Genomic DNA, 17,805 nt, shown 5'->3' on the forward strand with positions numbered 1-17,805 from the left:
GAGGCGAGGGTGGCAGCCACCGGGAGCCGGGCGGCCGGGTGTCCCGCCTCGCCGACCAGGGAATTCCTACCGGTGGACCGCGTCTCCAAGGCGCGAGACTCGACGTCCGAGAGTGCCGAGAGCACGGTACTCGCGACGAAGTGCGTTGTGTGAGTGGGGAAACGGTGGGAGTTGGGGGCGACCGTCGGGAGCACTACTTCATGCCTCCGCCGCCGCCGGCACCGCCACCGGAAGCTCCGCCGCCTCCGCCCATCCCGCCGCCGCCACCCATGCCACCGCCGCCCATCCCGCCGCCACGGGAGCCGCCGCCGGCGGACGCGCCACCGCCACCGCCCATGCCGCCTCCGCCGGCCGAGGTGCCGCCGGAGCGGGAACCGCCGCCGGAGTTCGCACCGCCGCCCATGCCGCCGCCGGAGTTCGCGCCCGCGCCGGAATTGCCGCCGGGCTTGGTGCCGCCGCCGGAAGACGTTCCGCCGCCGGAGTTCATGCCGCCACCGGAACTCACGCCGCCACCGGAGTTAGCACCGCCACCCGAGTTGGCCCCGCCGCCGGAGTTCGCTCCCCCACCCATGCCACCACCGGAGTTGCCACCGCCACCGGCGCCACCGCCCGCGTTCGCACCACCGCCAGCGCCGCCACCGGAGTTCGCACCACCACCGGCACCGGCACCCGCGTTCGCACCACCGCCAGCGCCGCCGCCCGAGTTCGCGCCACCACCGGCACCGCCGCCGGAGTTCGCGCCGCCACCGGCACCCGCGTCGCCGCCACCGGCATCCGCACCGCCACCGGCCCCTGCGCCACCACCGGCGCCCGCGCCGGAGCCGCCGTTACCGGCACCACCACCGCCCGCACCGCCGTCCCCGGCACCCCCACCGGAAGTGCCACCCCCGCCGCCGGTTCCACCACCGGTCGCCCCGCCCCCGCCCACACCCGCTCCGCCACCCGTAGACCCGCCCGAGGCAGGTTCCCCGGTAACCGGACCGGGATCCGACGGATTACCCGGCGCGGGAACGGTTCCCGGATCCGACGGCGAGCCCGGAGTCGTACCGGGATCCGACGGCGAGCCGGGCGTAGTACCTGGGTCACCGGGAGCCCCGGGCGTCGTACCCGGATCGCCGGGAGCGCCCGGTGTCGTGCCGGGATTCCCGGGGGTGCCCGGCGTCGTACCGGGCTCGGTGATCGGACCGGGCGCACTGATATCTCCGGGACCCTGCGGGTTTCCGGGTTGCGGGTTTCCAGGCTGCGGATTGCCCGGCTGCCCGGGCACGTTCGGCAGCCCGGGAAGACTGATGTGCGGCATCGTCCCGATCGAGATCGGCAGCTTCATGCTCCCCGGGGGGAACGGCATCGGGTTCACGAACTCCGCCGGGTTGGCGTACGTGGCGAGCTGCTCGGCCGTGCGGGTCTCGCACCGGGTGCCGGGGCTGGTGCGGTCGACCTCCACCACGGGGCGTCCGGCGAACCAGTTCTGGGTCACGGTGGCGGCCACGGGGCCGTAGCCGCGAACCGCCGCGGCGGGGGCGATGGCGTGCGGGCGGCCGCCGGGGGCGGTCGCGTCGTCGTAGACGAGGACGTCGCCGAGGCTGAGGGGAATGCCGGGGGTCGTGACCCCGCCGGGCGCGGCCTGCAGTCCGGGCGGGCCCGCCACCGGGCCGCCGAGGACGGTGGCCGCGGACATGGCGAGCGCGGAAGCGACCGCCGCACCGGAGAATACGGCCGCGCGCGGGGCGTAGCGCCCGATGGCCGAGCCGGTGTCGGCGCTGCGGAACGCGGCGAGGGCTGCGCCGACGGCCACGGTGTGCGCCGGATCCGGCGACATGAACACGGGCCGGCCGAGATCGGCGAGCACGGCGGAGACCTCGGCGGGCCGGGCCGCGCCGCCGATGATGAGAATGCGATCGATGTCGTCGATGACGAGTCCGGCACGGTGCACGGTGGCGCGCACCAGTTTTAGCGAATTCCGAATGTGCCAGCACCGCAGTCTGGTGGTGTCGGTGGCGGGCACCACGGCCGAAACCGGCTGTGCCGCACCGGGAGCGATACTGCGCGCGTACCGGGCGATCAGCGCGCCGAGCGGCCGCCCGCCGTAGTCGTAGGAGCGCTCGGCCCGGCCGAGCACGCCGCGTTCACCGAACTCGGCCTCGGTGCGCACCACCGCGATGTCGAGACAGTTGCCGCCGAGGTCGTAGACGAGCGTCAAACCCGCTCCGGCGGTGCCGAACTCGTGATCGAGCCATTCAACGGCCGCGACCGGCTCGGGCATGAGCTGCACGTCGGCGGCCCCGGACCAGTCCAGCGCGCGACGCAATCGCGTGACGTGCTTGTCGGTGTAGGAGGCGGGATAGGTACTGACCGCCGGGGCTTCGGGAGCATTGGTTTCGATCAACCCGTTGACCACCGCGGCCACCAGATCCGCGGGCGACCAGATGCGCCCGCCCACCACCACGGGATCCGGATCCGCGGTGAGATCGGCGAAATCGGTTACCACCGGGGCGAATTGCGGAATGCCGCCGATGCGAGGCCCGCCCGCGCTGTCGAAAGTGACAGCCGTGCGCCGTACTCGGACGGCGGGCCGGCCGCGATCACCCGTCGCGGTGGCCCATACCGAGTTCACTGTGCCGATGCTCATACCAAAGCCAACAGTCATTGCTATCCCGTCAACGCACCGAGACCACGGCCTCACAGGCGTACCAACCATGTGGTCGCGGTCGTTTTCCAAACAGCGCGTTCAGGTTAGCTGGCGCATACCGGATGTGAATATCGAATCCGGAGAAAAGATTTCGTGTCCAGTAGCGAAGTTGGCGAATCCACTGGTCAGATCGATGACCCAACAAGATCGAATCAGACTGGACACCAGCGCAGTTGCGAAAATCCGCTCTCGTGGCTACACCACAGCGAACCCCAATTTCATACCAACCGGTAGGCAACCAGTGTCCGAAAAACAAAACCGCAGTGTCAGTTTGCGCCGGTCAGAACACGATCACTGGCTGGTTGCTACCAACCGGACCCCATCACAGGCAGGTTGTCCAACCGCGATTCGACAGCGTTTCGCGCATACCCAGGAAGATGTCGCTGTTAGCGAACGCAGTATTACAACTCGCACAACACAATCCGTACACAAAACGAAACCGACCGCCCTCCGTGAACAATTCACAAAGGACGGTCGGTTTTATATGTACGGAAAGCCCGATTCAGCGCACGGGCGCCGAGGACTCCTTGCGATTCCGCACCAGCAGCGGCAGCCGCAGCCGCGACGGCCGATTCGCCGCGCCGCCACGCACCACGTGCGGCTGACGCGCACCGACCAGCCGGTCGAATTCCCGCGCCCCGCCGAGCGGTTGACCCAACCGCCCCGCGTTGAAGTCGTCCACCAGCTGCCGCACCGTCTGCTGCGCACACGACTTGTTGGTGCCGATGAACCCGGTCGGCCCGCGCTTGATCCAGCCGGTCACGTAGGCCCCCGGAACCACGGACCCACCCGCGGCTTCGAGCACCCGCCCGTCCAGGTTCGGAATGATGCCGCCGCGCTCGTCGAACGGCAGCCCGGGCAGCGCCACACCGCGGTACCCGACCGAGGTCAGCACCAGCCCGGTCTCGAGCGTCTCGACCTCGCCGGTCGCCTGGGCCCGTAGCACGCCGTCGGCGTCCGCGACGAGCTCGTTGCGCGCCACCTCGACCCCGGTGACCCGGTCCACGCCGTTGATCGCCGTGGGCGCGGACAGGTACCGGAACACGATGCGCTTGCGCCCGCCGGTCGGCCGATCGGCCAGCCCGCGCAGCAGCTTCAGCTTCTGCTCCACCTTCTGCGGCATGTCCGGCGTGATCTCCGGGATCTCACCCTCGACCACGATGTCCACGTCCGCGCCGAGCAGTCCGACGAACTCCGGCACGGTGAACGCGGACTCGGCCGGGCCGCGACGGCCGAGCACGACCACTTCCTCGATCTTGCTGCGCCGCAGCGCCGCCAGCGCCCGCGGGGCCACGTCGGTGTCGACGAGCAGTTCGGGATCGGTGGTCAGCAGTCGCGCCACGTCGAGGGCGACGTTGCCGTTGCCGACGATGACGGCGCGCTTTTGCGACAGCTCGAAGTAGCGGCCGGCCTGGTCAGGATGCCCGTTGTACCAGGCGACGAACTCGGTGGCCGAGACGCTGCCGGGCAGCCCCTCACCGGGCACACCGAGCTTGCGATCGCTGGACGCGCCGACGGCGTAGAGCACCGCGTGATGATGCGCGATCAGGTCGGAGTGCGAAACATGCTCGCCGACGGTCAGATTCAGGTACGAACCGAAACCGGGCTGCGCCGAGATGACGTCGAACAGCTCGGCGACCTTGCGGGTCTTGGTGTGGTCCGGCGCGACACCGAAGCGCGCCAAACCGTAAGGGGTGCTGAGCTTGTCGATGACCGTGACCTGAACTCCGGCCTGGGTCAACAGTTCATCGGCCGCGTACATGGCCGAGGGCCCCGAGCCGACGATCGCCACCCGCAGCGGTTCGCGCCCGGGCTTGACCTCCGCCGCCGGAATCGGCCGCGCCAGCAGGGGCCGCGGGCGTTCCTCACGATAGAAGTCGCGATTGATCTCGATGAAGGGCAGCTGCTCGTCGGTCAGCTTCTTCGAGGAGACGATCGCGTCCACCGGGCACGCGGTCGCGCACGCCCCGCAGTCCACGCACGCCTTGGGGTCGACGTACAGCATCTCCGCCGTCCGGAAATCCGGCTCATCGGGCGTGGGATGGATGCAGTTGACCGGGCAAGCGTAGACGCAGGAGGCGTCGCTGCAACAGGATTGGGTGACGACGTACGGCACTGTACGGTCCCTTGTCTACTCAGGCGGCCTTGCCGGAGCGGATGGGCTCCGAGCGGTAACGGGAGGCCGAGCCGGCGATTCCGAAGAGCTTCCACACGCGCTTGGCGACGGGGTTCATCAGGCCGATCTCGTGCGCGAGGGCACGAACGTCGATGAAGTAGTCGCTGAAGGCCTGCTTGGAGTCCTTCGAGTCGTAGAACAGCTCCTTGCGCACCTTGTCCGGCACGTCGAACTCGTCGAAGAACGCCTTGGGCGGGGTCACGATGGACCGGCCCAGGATGAACATGACGATCGGCATGGCGATGGACAGCACGAAGCGGCTCGGCAGGTTCTGCTCGGGCACGTGCTTCTTGAGGAACTCGTGCGCGAAGGAGATGTGGCGGGCTTCCTCGGCGACGTGAATCGCCATGACGCCGCGCATGATCGGGTGCACGTCCTCGCCGGAGCGCAGGATCTGCTTCTGGATGTGGTCGATCGGCTCCTCGCCGGCGAGCACGGCCATGAAGAACAGGTTGGGGAACAGCACCGCGACCGGGACCGCGATCTGGCGGAACTGGCGCACGAGCGGGCCCATGCCGGGCACGTCGATGCCGATGCGATTCACCATCTCCTGGAACATCAGGGTGTGGTTGATCTCTTCGGACATCTCGTGGCTGCAGTACCGGAACTCCGGGTCACCGTTGGCGAGGCCGAAGGTGTGGTTGATCATGCCGCTGATCAGGATCGACTCGAACTGCAAGCCGACCTTGGCCACGTTGGCCTGCCGGTACTTGCCGACGGCGATCTTGTCTTCCTCGCTCAGGGCGAGGTACCACGGGTGGCGGCCGATCGGGTCCGCGGACGCCGGCAACACCCAGCGCTCGGGCTTGGTGTCGACGTCGAAGTCCGGGTTTTCCCAGTCGATGTCCTCGTACGGGTCGAAGCTCTTGTTGACCGAGCCCTCGGACAGCAGCAGAAGTTTCGCCGCGTATTCGATAGCCTCGGCAACTACGGGGTCGTCGACGTGAGTCGTAGTCGGGGACATCATCGTCACCTCTCCGGTTGGCGTTTATCTGTTTCTAATGGTTACACCAAACCGGAGTAGCGTCAACACGTGCTAGCAAGATGCTTGCACGAGTTCGTCCCATGAGCGGGCTCATTACGGGCAAACCGGCCGGTAACCAGCCGGTCGGCCCGTGGAAATGAAGTGTTTCAGAGTGCGGCGACCCGCGTGATCCGCCGGAAGAATCCGGTGATCGGACCGTGTCCGTGTGCGCCCGAATCCTGGGCCAGTACCGCCTGCCGGGCAGCGATGGCAGCGCCGTCGGCGATCGTGCGCTCCGGGTCGGGGGCCACCACGATCGGGCGGGCCAGCCGGGTGGAGAGCACCTCGGCAACCTCGTGCGGGCGGGCCGCGCCGCCGACCACCAGCACCCTGTCCACATCGGCCATGGTGACGTCGGCGATCCGCAGGCACTTGTAGACCAGGCGCAGCGACTGCTCGATGTGCTCGGTGCGCAGCGCGCCGGTGTCGTCCTCGGACTGCACGCGCGAGACCACCGGACCGTCCGGGCCGTGCCGCAGCCGCGAAGCCACCAGCCCGCCGAAGGCCCGGCCGCCGAAATCGGCCGAGTGCAGCGGCAATCCGACGATGGGATTGGCGGGCGCGCCCGCGCCGACCCGGACCAGGGTCACATCCAGCCCCGAGCCGCCCAGGTCGTAGACGAGCGCCAGGCCGGGCATGAGCGGGCCGCGCTGGGCGCCCAGCCAGGTGGCCGCCGCGATCGGCTCGGCCATGAGTGCGACATGGTCGAGCCCGAAACTGTCGAGCGCGGACCGCAGGTCGGCCACCAGGTTCTCGGAGTACCCGGCCGGGTGAGTGACGGTGATGCCCGTATCGGGCCTGCCGTCCTGCCCCGCCGGCGCCTTCCCCAGCACCTCCTCGAGCACGCTGCCGACCACGGTGGCAACGAGATCCGCGGCCGAGAGCGCCCGGTGACCGACCCGCGCGACCGGCCCGCGCTGGGACAGATCGGCGAACTCGGTGATAACCCGCCCGTGTCGCGGAATGCGGCCGACCCGGGCGGTGCCGGAACTGTCGAAGGTGAGGGTGGTGCGCCAGGTGGTGGGTGGCGCGACGCGGCGGCCCGGAGGTTTCCTGCCCGCTCTGTCAGCGGCCGTCACGCAGACCGTATTGACCGTGCCGATACTCAAGCCCACACCGAACGCCATCACATCCACCTCGATCGACGAGTCGTGCACGCGGGGGCTCCGTCGTCAGCCGTCGTGACCCGACCCGGGTTTCATGCAACCCCCTGAGCCGGATGCTTGCCAACCACCGGACACGAGGTTGTCCGCACGTGCGCCTGCGAATGTCCGCAGGTGCGCCTGCCTGCGCCGCTTCTGTCCGAATGACCGTCGGGCGTTGCGGTCGCGAAATGTTTGCCGGTTGGTGAATGCCGTTGCACGGGAAGCGCCCCGCCTCGATTGATCGAGGCGGGGCGCGGGGTGCTGTCGCGAGGTTCCTTCGCGCGTCAGCGCTTCCAGAAGTCGCTGCCGAGGAACGCGTCCCAGGCTTCGGGCGCGAACCACAGCTCGGGACCGCCGGGGGTCTTGGAGTCACGCACGCCGACACGGCTATCCCCGAGGTAGACCTCGACGCACTCGTTGGCGTCCGCAGATCGACTGGATTTGAACCAGGTATGAATGGGCGGGTTCTCGCTCACGCCGCATACTCCTTCGCGATCTTCAGCACCAGTTGCCGGGTGCCTTCGTCACTCAACGCTACCTGCCGAATCCCTTTGATTGCCTGCCGGAATCGACCGATCACATCGTCGCGCTCGAGATAGAGCGCACCTTCCACCCCTTCGATGTAGATCACCGGCGGCTCAGTCAGCCCACCGATCGTCGGAGGGAAGTCGAGCAACGTGAAGGACTGGATCCGAAGGCCGGGGTGCATCCCGACGTCGTGCGGAACAACCCGGATCGAAACATTCCTCTTCTCGCTCAAGGCCGCCAGCCACTGCAACTGCTCGGACATGACCCGCGCTCCACCCGGCTGGTGCCGCAGAACGGACTCGGACAGCAGACAGTCGAGCCTCAACTCTCCTTCTGTCACACGGGATTGGCGGCGGGCGGCCAACTCCAACCGACGCTCAGTGTCCACCGCCGACAGGCCGGGCTGACTGGCTCGAATGAGCGCGCGCCTGTATTCGGGCGTCTGCACGATTCCAGGCATGAGAACCAGCTGGTGCGACGTCATGCGCTTCGCGCTCGCCTCCAGCTTGAGATAGTGATCGAACCATTGGTGGTACTGGTCGGCATACGACTGCCACCAACCTTTGTGCACACCTTGCTGTCTGGCATCCTTCGCAAGCCGCTTGACCTCATCCCACAGTGCCAGCGCCTCGTCTCGCTCCGAATTGTCCGCACCGTAGAACTCCAACAACAACCTGATTTGAGGCGTCGACAGCTTCGTCGGCCTACCTTCCTCCATTCGCATGATGGTTTGCGGGGAGGTATCCACATTCAGTCCTGCTGCAAGCAAGGACTTTTCGGCGCGCTCTCGCAGCGTACGAAAGAACCGACCGAGCGCCCTTCTAGGTACCGTTGAGCTGGCCATTTCGTTAGCCTCGCTATCTGGGGATCGCTACCGTGGAACGTTCCACGGTGCCGCTCCATCAAGTTTGCCGGAATGGTTTCGTGAACGTTCCAGAAATGCGAATCTGGGTGTGCACAGCAGAAGAGCGCACGGCGGCAAGGGGTTCCATCCGTCGCCGAGTCAGCTCCGAGGGAGATCAAATCCGCACATCGAGGGGGTACTCGAAATGCTCTGGGACACAGTGGCACTGCTCGCGATCACCGCGTTATGCCTCGCCGTATTCACGTGGGGCTGCTGGGGTTTGCATCAAGACGGCCGCGAGGGTGATGCCCGCCCTCTTCGGCTCGCGCTCTCGACCGGCGGATACCTCTACATCCCCGTCGCGAGCGGAGGAGCACGATCGCCCCGGCGACACCGGAATCGGCAACGCGGCGCGCATCGTGCGTAATTCGCCGGATTCTCCCGAAGGGAGGAACGGATGACCGCCGTCTACTCGCGGATCAAGCACTGTCAGATGGTCGATTCCGACGAGCTGCGGACGATCAACGGGTTTCGGATCGCGATGTGGAGGCATCGCAACTGCGTTGCGGGCGAGGGTGTCTCGGCCCGCTCGTGCAGTGCCAAGCAGCAACTGCTCGAGATCGCCCGCGCGGCGGGATGGGCTCGGGCCGAGGACGTTCCGATGGAGGGCGAGTCATGACCAATCCGTATTTCCACGTCGGGTCGGGTGAGTACCCGACCCGGGACAAGAACGCGGGCGGACACGGGGAGCCGTCGCCGTACGCCGCCTTCTCCGATCGCGATATCGAACGGCTCCTGGAGACGCACGGGGACGAATGCGAGCGGCAGGGGTGTGCGTTGCGCGCTCATCTGTGCAGGCTCCGGCGGCAGCGCGCCGGAGACACAGAAGCATGACAGACGCCGAGGCATGAAAAATGCCCCCGCCTCGATGGATTCGAGGCGGGGGCGTAGGTCGTACCAGCGACCGTCTGTGTTTACTTGGCGGGCGCGGACAGCAGCGACGAGCTCAGCACCGAGACCAGGCTGTAGGCCACGTTGATGAGATCGGACGCGACACCGTCCTGACCCATGATCATCTTGGCGAGCGGGCCGAGCAGTTTCACCGCGGTCTGCATGAGCGAGCCCATGGACTCGATATCCAGCACGTCGGTGGACTTCTCACCGGGCGTCTTCACGCCCGGATTGCTCTGCGCGCCAGGGCTTGCCGCACCCGGAACCGTCGCACCCGGAGCCGCGGCGTTCGGGATCGCCGCCCCGGGAGCCGCCACGTTCGGCAGCAGCGGGTTCACCGCGGCCGGAGCCGCGAAGCCCGGCTTGATCGCGTCAGGATGCACCGGCGCGGGCGGGTTCGCCTTCAGCGGGGCCGCGATGGGACGCACCGCGGGGACCTGCTTGTCCGGAACCGGCAGCACCTGCTCGAGCTGCGGCGCGGGAGCCGGTTCGGCCGGAGCCGCCTGCGGTGCGGCGGGTTCCGCCGGAGCCGCCTGCGGGGCCGCCGGAGCGACCTGACCCGGAACCGCCGCCTGCGGCGCGACCGAAGCCTCCGGGGTGGCGCCCTGACCGGCCTTCGAATCCGCCCCGGGGGCCGGAACCGACTGCGGGTCAACCGTGCTCGACTCCTGACTCGGAGCGGGCGCGGCCGGCTGTTCGGACGGAGCCACCTTGTCGGCCGGAGCCGGGGCGGCGGGCTGTTCGGCGGGCTTGTCCGCCGGAGCCGCGGGCTTGTCGGCCTGCGCGCCCGGCTTGTCCGCCTGCCCCGGGGCCTGCGGGTCGACCTTGCGCTCATCCGAATTCGGCTGCGCCCCGGGGACCATGCCGAGCAGCTCGGACAGGCCCGGGATGTCCGGGAGTTCCGGCGGCACCCGCAGCGCGGGCTGCGCGGGCGGTGCGGCCGAATCACCCACGACCTGGTCGGTTGCCGTCGCCGGGACCGGCAGGTTCAGCAGGTACGACACGACACCGGTGGTGATGGTGACCGCGTGCCGCAACTGACCTTCGGGGGACTCGAGCAGTGCCGCGTCCTCGACATTGGCGCCGTTGCCCATTTCGAGGAAGACGTCCGGGACGGTGGTCAGCGCCGGACCGGCGACGTCGGCGCGCGTCTGCAGACCCTGGTCCGCGCCGTTGTAGGCGGCGACCGGGAATCCGGCCTGCACGTACGCGTCGCGCATGGCCCGGCTGGCTGCCAGACCCGCACCCGATTGCACCTCCGTGACCTTCGCGTCCGGCACCGGCAGCTGCGGCACGATGAGGTGGAAGCCGCGAGCGTTGGCGGGCGCACTGTCGGCGTGAATGCTGATCGCCACATCCGCGCCGGACTGGTTGGCGGCCTTGGCGCGGTCGTCCACGCACCCGCCCCACCCGGTGTCGTCGGGACGGCTCAGCACGACGCGCGCGCCGAGACCCTCGAGCGAAGTACGCACCAGTTGCGCGACATTCCAGTTCACGGTGTGCTCCGGAACGCCGTTCACGGTGGTCATGCCGCTGGTTTGGCACTCCTTTGTGCCACCGCGACCGTCGTCGACCTGACGGGCGACGTCCTGATTGTGGTTGGGGCCCTGATGACCGGGATCGAGAAAAACGGTCTTCCCAGCCAGCCGCTGCGGCAGCTCGGGCGTAACGGGTGAACCCTGGGCGACGGCGGGCACGAGCCCAGCCACCGTCGAGAATGCCGCGGCCGTGACGGCGGTGTAGAGACCGGCCTTGACCATGCTCGGCTTCATAACGGACGGCACTCCCGGGCGGGAGCGCCCCTCCCTTCCCACTAGTAACACCAAACCCAGCCATTCACTTTGGCAACGCCAGTCACCTACTAGCAAGCGTAGTAGTTGGTGCTTTTGTGCTGTTCGAGGCGATTTCCCCGAGAGATCCGCAGGACAGAATGCGATTCGGCAGGCGGGAGAAAAACGGCCTCGGCGCGTCGCGCGGACACGCCGCTGAGGGCCAGGGGCGAGGGCCAGGGGTACGGCGCCGGAGTTCGGCCGCTGGATCACCCGAACACGCGACGGGCAACCGGGCGCCCGAACTAACCGGGGCTCGCCTGGTCGGCGTCGGCGCTCTTGTCGAGGTATTTCGAAACCCGACCTCCGAGCCTGCGCATTGGCCGGCCAAGGGTTCGCTCGGTGCCATATTCACTCGGAAATTCATCGCCGATTTGACCGAATTACGTTATATGCCAATAGAATTGGGCTATTCATGCTTGCTATCGAGGAGTAGAATAGAGGCATGGATTCGAGGAAGGTACCCACGATCGCGACGAGTGCCAAAGCACTTGGCGCCGCGGTGGAGAACCTGCTCGAATTGCCGATGTACTCGTTGGCCAAGGACGAGGTCATCGAAGTTATGCAGGAGCTCGAGACCAGCTTCCGAAAGCTCGAAGCGGTCAAGCAGCGGTTCGCACTCGAGTGCGGGGCGCGGGACTTGGGTCCTCGGGCGGGTGTGAAGAGCCTGATCCTGTTCCTGCAACAGACCCTGCGACTGTCGTACGCCGAGGCCGCTGCCCGCGTTCGCAACGCTGATCTGCTGTCGACGGTGTCGGTGGGTTCGAGCACCCGGCCCCCGAAATTGCCGCTCGTAGCTAAAGCGCAACGCGCCGGGGAGATCTCCGCCGATCATGTGAAGGCCATCCACGATGCGCTGACGCGGATCCCCGACGCCGCCGGTGCGGAAGTGAAGGATCATGCCGAGGAGCATCTGACCTCTTATGCCCGTGAGGGTGATCCGAAGGGTGTGACCAAGCTCGGGGTCCACATTTTGGCGCATGTCGATCCCGACGGGCGTTTGACCGAGGACCGGGACCGCCAGCGGGTCCGGAGCATCAAGATCGGACATCAGGGCATCGACGGCATGTACCCGATCTCGGGATACCTCACCCCGCAGTTGGGTGCGGTCATGATCCCGATGTTCGAGAAATTCGGGCGACCGGGCATGTGCAACCCCGATGATCCCGAAAGTCCCTGGACCACCGCCGAACTCGGGCTCGATACCGAACTCGACGACGGCGACGACACCGGTGATGACGATGCGGACGACCCCGCGTTGACCCCGGCCCAGCGTGCCCGCGCAGCCGTTCGCGCGAAGCTGCGTGCCGCCGCCAAGCGCGATCACCGCAACGCCGAGCAGCGCAACCATGACGCACTGCTGGTGTTCTTCCGCCCGGACATGGGACCCACGCGACTGGGATCGCATCGCGGACTGCCGGTCTCGACCATCATCACCATGAGCATCGAAGACCTGGAGAAGCGCGCAGGGGTCGCGACCACCGCGACCGGCGGCACCATGTCGATCACCCAAGCCCTCCAGGTAGCCAGGAACTCCACCCCATACCTGGCCGTGCTCGACCGCAACGGCCGACCCCTGCACCTGTCGCGAGGTCAACGCCTCGCCAACCCCGCACAACGCCTGGCGCTCACCGCCACCGAACGCGGATGCACCCGCCCGGGATGCGACGCGCCAGCGAGCCGCTCGGCCGTACACCACATCCGAGAGTGGGCAGATGGCGGCGAAACGGACATCGAGAACCTGACCCTGGCGTGCGATGCCTGCCACGCCCAGATCAACACCGGCCCTAACGGGTGGGAAACCGTTGTGATGGGCGAGGATTCGGAGAATCCGGGCAAAACCGGATGGATTCCTCCACCACACATCGACCGAACTCGTAGGCCACGTGTGAATTTCCGTCATCATCCCCAGTTTCCGAGCATCCCCGCGCGATGGCGCTGTTAGCCATCGCGGCCCTGAGTATCGAGTCTCTCGCCGCCGTTCTCGACACTGCCTCTTCGGCTCTCCCATGCCGAAGGGGCTCCTCGCGCGCCCAAACCCTGGCCCGGCCTTTCCCACCCGTGCAGCAGGTGCGACCACACGCATCAGTGGTCACGCCCGTGGCCGACGTAGCCCACACCCGAACCCACCCTGCGGCTTCCCGCGGGGTTCGGGAGAGCAGGCAAAACAGATGCGACAGTGCTGGTCACTTCGCCTGCCGTACCCGACCTATGGCTCCCCAGCCGGGAGCGAGTTCGTCCTTCCAGTCGGGCTGGCCGGCCGTGGGCACCTTCTCGAGATTTACAGACAAAGACTCGTCATCAGCACAATGGCGGTGATTGCCACGCCCGGTCCAGAGTTCGAAACTCGGCCACGCATCCAGGGGCTTCGATCCCGCGTATCGGCCCGGGAGGGCCGGAGCCGCCGCCGAGGCACCCAACCCGCCCCGGCTGGTACTCCGTTATCCAGGCGTCCTTTCCCCGGTAGGGCACCCAACCGCCGTCGAGTCTCCCGACGCGCCCCCGCTGGTACTCCGTTATCCAGGCGTCCTTTCCCCGGTAGGGCACCCCACCGCGATCGGGTCTCCCGACGTGCCGCCGCTGGTACTCCGTTTTCTAGTCGTCTTTCCTGCGGCAGGGCTCCCAACCGCCGCCGAGGCGCCCTCGTCTCCCGCTGGTACTCCGTTATCCAGGCTTCTCTCCCCCGGCAGGGCACCGAAACCGCCGCCGAGGCACCCGAGTTGCCCCGCCGGAACTCCGCTATCCGGGCTTCCTCCTGCGGTAGCGCACCCAACTGCCATCGCGGCACTCGACATGCCCCGCCGGGACTTCGTCACCCAGGCACCCCGCCCCCGATCCAGCCGGCCATCAAGAAGCAACCCCCGCCTCACCCCCCTCAGAAGTACCAATCCGGACAACCTGCGGCGCAGGCGTTTCGGCACATCGAGGTGGGGCAAATCTCAGTTCAGAACCCCCTGTCAGTGGGGACAGGCCGAAAGGCGCGACATGCGAAACGAATTCGACGCACGCTCTCGGGCGCGAGCCGAAATCCAGTCGTTCATCTCCGAACTCGCCGCCGCGGGCATTCGGCCGACCATGCATTCGCGGCCGGCGGGTCCGGGCCTGCGGCCGTCCATCAGCGTGATCGGCTGGGATATCGGCGGCTGCCGCGGCCAATGGCGCGGCTGCGGGCCGGGCTGCGAACTCGTGGTCACCACCACCGCGAATCTCGTCCTGATGTGCGAACAACCCGAACGCTCTCGCCTGCGGCGCGTTCGCCCGCGCTATGTGGATCTGGCGGATTACCGGGATCTGACGCGGGTGCTGGCACGCGGCCGGGCACTGTTGCTCCCCCGCCCGCAGGCCGCCTGACGGTCGAGGCGGCGGCACACGCCGCCGCATCACACGGTGACTCGTTCGCGCAGATCTCCCCCACACCGATTACTTTCGGATTCGGCACTCGTCGTCATCTCTGTGCGCGCCGACAGCGGTGTGCGGAGCGGTCGATTCGGCGATGACCCGAATCGCGAATGGAGGCGCGGTATGAGCGGTACCAGGGTTTTGGTGGCGGGAGCGAGCATCGCGGGGCCCGCGGTGGCGCACTGGCTGCGCCGCTGGGGCGCGGAGGTGACCGTGGTGGAACGGGCGCCCGAACTCCGGCCCGGCGGGCAGGCCGTGGACGCTCGGGGAGTGACCAAGGATGTCATCGCGCGCATGGGCCTCGACGCGGCCGTGCGGGCGGCTCGCACCGAGACCGCCGGCGCACACACGGTGGACGCGGACGGCGCGGTGCTCGAGACCTTCAGCGCTGAGGACGATGGCGGCGACGGCTATATCTCCGAGATCGAGATCCTGCGCGGGGATCTGTCGCGGGTGCTGTACGACGACACTCGCGATGGGGTCGAGTACATCTTCGGGGATCGGATCGCGGAACTCGCGCAGGATTCCGACGGCGTCGATGTCGTCTTCGAGAGCGGCGATCGGCGGCGCTTCGATCTGGTCATCGGCGCCGATGGGCTGCATTCGGCCTTGCGCGCCATGGTCTTCGGCCCGCGTGAGAAGTACCTGCACCACCTCGGGCTGGCCCTGGCCTTCTACACCGTGCCCAATGAGTTCGGGCTGGAGCGCTGGCTGCTGGACTTCCACGATGGCGGCCGCACGGCCGGGCTGCGGCCGGTGCCGGATGCAACGCAGGCCATGGCCATGTTCTCCTTTCCCGCAGGCGAATTCGATGTCGATCATCGTGATATCGCGGCGCAGAAGCAGCTGCTGCGCGAGCACACCGCCGATATGGGCTGGCTGACCCCGCGCATTCTCGCGCACGCCGATACCGCCCCCGATTTCTATCTCGATCAGGTCGCCCAGGTGGTGATGGACAGCTGGTCCAATGGCCGGGTGGTACTGCTCGGGGACGCGGCCTACAGCGCGTCGCCGATGTCGGGGCAGGGCACCGGGCTGGCTCTGATCGGCGCGTATCTGCTCGCCGGGGAATTGGCCGCCAACGACTGGGATCCGGCTGTCGCGTTCGCCGCGTACGAGCGGCACATGCGTGACTTCGTCGAGGCCAATCAGGAGATCGGGCGGCTGCACGTGCACAGCATTCTCCAACCACCCGCGCCGGACCAGGAGCCGGCTTTCGACATGGAGTTGATCGATCGCGCGATCAACGGCGTCGAGCTGCCCGATTACGCGAGCATCATCGGAATCGATACGAGGAGCGCGTCATGACCGTTCGCCGACTGGATCACGCCGGATACGTGGTCGACGATCTCGCCGCCGCCGTCGCCTTCTTCCTCGAACTCGGCCTGGAGCTCGAGGGCGAGGCCACCGTGGGCGGCCCCTGGGCCGACGAATTGCTCGGCCTGGATGGGGTCAGCGCGGATATCGCCGTGGTGCGCACCCCGGATGGCCAAGCGCGCGTGGAACTCTCGACCTTCCGCTCCCCCGCGAATCGTCCCGCCGCGGCGCCGGCTCCGGTGAATACTCCGGGCATTCCACGCCTGACCTTCGCCGTGGACGATGTGGACGATCTGCTGGCGCGCCTGCGCCCCCACGGGGCGGAACTCGTCGGCAAGGTGGCACAGTACGAGGACCTGTACCGCTACGCGTACGTGTACGGTCCGGCCGGAGTGATCATCGGTTTGGTCGAAGAACTCCACTGACTCGCCCCGTACACCGGTAAGAGACACTCGCATCAACCCCTGTGGCACTGCGCCGCACTGCGATTGGAGAAGAATGGGCGCGTTCGATGTCTTACTGGATGACGACCGCACCCAGCTCGAGGCATTCATCGAGGACTATCGCGCCTCGATCGAACGGACTCTCGACGGCCTCACCGAGGAGCAGGCACGCCGCCGTCTGGTCCCCTCCGCGACAACGCTTCTCGGCCTGCTCAAACACGTGACCTGGATGCAGCGCGTGTGGTTCGAGGAATGCGTCGGCGGCCGGACGCGCCGGGATCTCGGCCTGGTCCAGTCCCCCGATGATTCCTTCCGCCTGACCCCCGAGGACACGATCGCCTCGGTCACCGCCGCCCACCGCGCCGCCTGCACCACCGCCCGCACCCTGGCCTCCCCCCTCCCCCTCGACACCGTGGTGACCGGCCACCGCTCCGGCCCCCGCACCCTGCACTGGGTCTACCTCCAGGTCCTGCGCGAGCTGGCCCACCACTCCGGTCACGCCGACATCCTGCGAGAACAGCTACTCGCCAGCGAGTGAGCCGCGCCCCGAACCGGGTCTGCGACTTCGCATCCACGGACCCGCGACAGCCCCGAATACACCGGTGAATACGCTCTAGCGCGTGACCGCGAGGCGGTCACACACCAGGATCTATGGGGAGTTAGAGCGTGATGTCTTGCCGTCGTATGTTTTTCGCGGGTGTGCTGGTGGGGGCGGCGGTGATCGCCGCGGGCTGTTCCGCTGATCAGGAAGCGGCGACCACAACCACCGCAGCCCCCACCACGACGGTCGCGCCGCGCCCGATGACCGACTACCTGCTGAGCAACGCGGATACCCCCGAGATCACCTACGTGCTGCCGCCCACCGGGGATGCCGTCCTGCTCGGCACCGTCGGCATCGCCTCGGGGAAGGACACTCCCGCCTGCACCGCGCGCAATGCCGCCATCCCGATCGTGACCGCCGATCCGATGGCGGCGGCCCTGGCCCGGGTCGATACCGCAGACGGCAAGCCGCGTTACGACATTCAGTTCGCGGTCCTGAATCGCGTGGTCGACGTCGACGCGCTGGCCACGACGATGCGCGCCTGCCCGAGCGTGAACGTCTCGGTGCGCAACGCGGACGGGACCGAGCAGGCGCCCGCCGCCTGGGAAACCCCGGTGGTGAAGGACATTCCCGGCGTGGGCTCGGTGCACGAGATGCTCTACATCCGCGAGCTCGGCAGCAAGACCGCCGGGAGCATGCCCGCGGCCGCCGTCGTGCGCTTCGCGGTGGTCGGCGATCGCACGGTGGTCGAGTACATCAGCGGCAAGCTCGGCTCGTACAACCCCGAAATACCCGCCGAGAGCCTGGCTTTCGGTGATCGTCTGCTGGCCGCACAGGTGGCGAAGCTGAAGCGCTGACGGGCGGACGCAGGCGGCGGGCCGTCGGTCTCCCGGGATGCCCTGTCGGACAACGCTGTTAC

At 67.9% G+C, this 17,805-nt stretch carries 15 protein-coding genes; 8 read left to right on the forward strand and 7 right to left on the reverse strand.

Annotated elements, in window-relative coordinates; all coding sequences use genetic code 11:
- Window positions 1-193: 193 nt before the first annotated feature.
- The 6 genes from ACWIGI_RS06290 to ACWIGI_RS06315 form a co-directional block, all read right to left on the reverse strand.
- Window positions 194-2,629 carry a hypothetical protein gene (locus ACWIGI_RS06290; protein WP_454201285.1) on the reverse strand — a complete coding sequence of 812 codons (2,436 nt, stop codon included), beginning with the start codon at window positions 2,627-2,629 and terminating at the stop codon, window positions 194-196.
- A 562-nt stretch (window positions 2,630-3,191) separates the two neighbouring features.
- Window positions 3,192-4,805: an FAD-dependent oxidoreductase gene (locus tag ACWIGI_RS06295; protein WP_454201286.1), complete on the reverse strand. Its 1,614-nt coding sequence runs from the start codon at window positions 4,803-4,805 to the stop codon at window positions 3,192-3,194.
- A 19-nt stretch (window positions 4,806-4,824) separates the two neighbouring features.
- Window positions 4,825-5,832, reverse strand: coding sequence for an AurF N-oxygenase family protein (locus ACWIGI_RS06300; RefSeq protein ID WP_454201287.1), 1,008 nt, complete (start codon window positions 5,830-5,832; stop codon window positions 4,825-4,827).
- Between the two features lie 164 nt (window positions 5,833-5,996).
- The gene (locus tag ACWIGI_RS06305; protein WP_454201288.1) at window positions 5,997-7,046 is read right to left on the reverse strand and encodes an Hsp70 family protein; all 1,050 of its coding nucleotides are present in this window, start codon (window positions 7,044-7,046) and stop codon (window positions 5,997-5,999) included.
- Window positions 7,047-7,318: 272 nt separating this feature from the next.
- Window positions 7,319-7,510 (reverse strand): DUF397 domain-containing protein, encoded by a 192-nt coding sequence (locus ACWIGI_RS06310; protein WP_454201289.1) that lies wholly within the window; start codon window positions 7,508-7,510, stop codon window positions 7,319-7,321.
- Window positions 7,507-8,406: a helix-turn-helix domain-containing protein gene (locus ACWIGI_RS06315; protein WP_454201290.1), complete on the reverse strand. Its 900-nt coding sequence runs from the start codon at window positions 8,404-8,406 to the stop codon at window positions 7,507-7,509. The genes ACWIGI_RS06310 and ACWIGI_RS06315 overlap by 4 nt, the downstream gene beginning before the upstream one ends.
- 457 nt (window positions 8,407-8,863) lie before the next feature.
- Here ACWIGI_RS06315 and ACWIGI_RS06320 point away from each other — a divergent pair, with 457 nt between their 5' ends.
- A complete protein-coding gene (locus ACWIGI_RS06320) occupies window positions 8,864-9,085 on the forward strand; it encodes a hypothetical protein (protein ID WP_454201291.1) in 222 nt (73 codons plus the stop codon).
- The gene (locus tag ACWIGI_RS06325; protein ID WP_454201292.1) at window positions 9,082-9,300 is read left to right on the forward strand and encodes a hypothetical protein; all 219 of its coding nucleotides are present in this window, start codon (window positions 9,082-9,084) and stop codon (window positions 9,298-9,300) included. The genes ACWIGI_RS06320 and ACWIGI_RS06325 overlap by 4 nt, the downstream gene beginning before the upstream one ends.
- Window positions 9,301-9,380: 80 nt before the next feature.
- On the opposite strand, the gene ACWIGI_RS06330 is transcribed toward ACWIGI_RS06325, so the two are convergent.
- On the reverse strand, window positions 9,381-11,117 hold the full coding sequence (locus ACWIGI_RS06330; RefSeq protein ID WP_454201293.1) for an N-acetylmuramoyl-L-alanine amidase: 1,737 nt from the start codon (window positions 11,115-11,117) through the stop codon (window positions 9,381-9,383).
- A 514-nt stretch (window positions 11,118-11,631) separates the two neighbouring features.
- Between ACWIGI_RS06330 and ACWIGI_RS06335 the strand changes: the two genes are divergently transcribed.
- The 6 genes from ACWIGI_RS06335 to ACWIGI_RS06360 all read left to right on the forward strand — a co-directional run bounded on the left by ACWIGI_RS06335 (window position 11,632) and on the right by ACWIGI_RS06360 (window position 17,743).
- The gene (locus tag ACWIGI_RS06335) at window positions 11,632-13,131 is read left to right on the forward strand and encodes a DUF222 domain-containing protein (protein WP_454201294.1); all 1,500 of its coding nucleotides are present in this window, start codon (window positions 11,632-11,634) and stop codon (window positions 13,129-13,131) included.
- A 1,040-nt stretch (window positions 13,132-14,171) separates the two neighbouring features.
- Window positions 14,172-14,537 carry a hypothetical protein gene (locus ACWIGI_RS06340; protein WP_454201295.1) on the forward strand — a complete coding sequence of 122 codons (366 nt, stop codon included), beginning with the start codon at window positions 14,172-14,174 and terminating at the stop codon, window positions 14,535-14,537.
- A gap of 171 nt (window positions 14,538-14,708) precedes the next feature.
- Window positions 14,709-15,893: an FAD-dependent monooxygenase gene (locus ACWIGI_RS06345; RefSeq protein ID WP_454201296.1), complete on the forward strand. Its 1,185-nt coding sequence runs from the start codon at window positions 14,709-14,711 to the stop codon at window positions 15,891-15,893.
- The gene (locus ACWIGI_RS06350; protein ID WP_454201297.1) at window positions 15,890-16,327 is read left to right on the forward strand and encodes a VOC family protein; all 438 of its coding nucleotides are present in this window, start codon (window positions 15,890-15,892) and stop codon (window positions 16,325-16,327) included. The genes ACWIGI_RS06345 and ACWIGI_RS06350 overlap by 4 nt, the downstream gene beginning before the upstream one ends.
- A gap of 73 nt (window positions 16,328-16,400) precedes the next feature.
- Window positions 16,401-16,883, forward strand: coding sequence for a DinB family protein (locus tag ACWIGI_RS06355; protein ID WP_454201298.1), 483 nt, complete (start codon window positions 16,401-16,403; stop codon window positions 16,881-16,883).
- 146 nt (window positions 16,884-17,029) lie between these two features.
- Window positions 17,030-17,743 (forward strand): hypothetical protein, encoded by a 714-nt coding sequence (locus ACWIGI_RS06360; RefSeq protein WP_454201299.1) that lies wholly within the window; start codon window positions 17,030-17,032, stop codon window positions 17,741-17,743.
- The last annotated feature ends 62 nt before the right edge of the window (window positions 17,744-17,805 follow it).

It is taken from the genome of Nocardia sp. NPDC055321 (assembly GCF_053645575.1).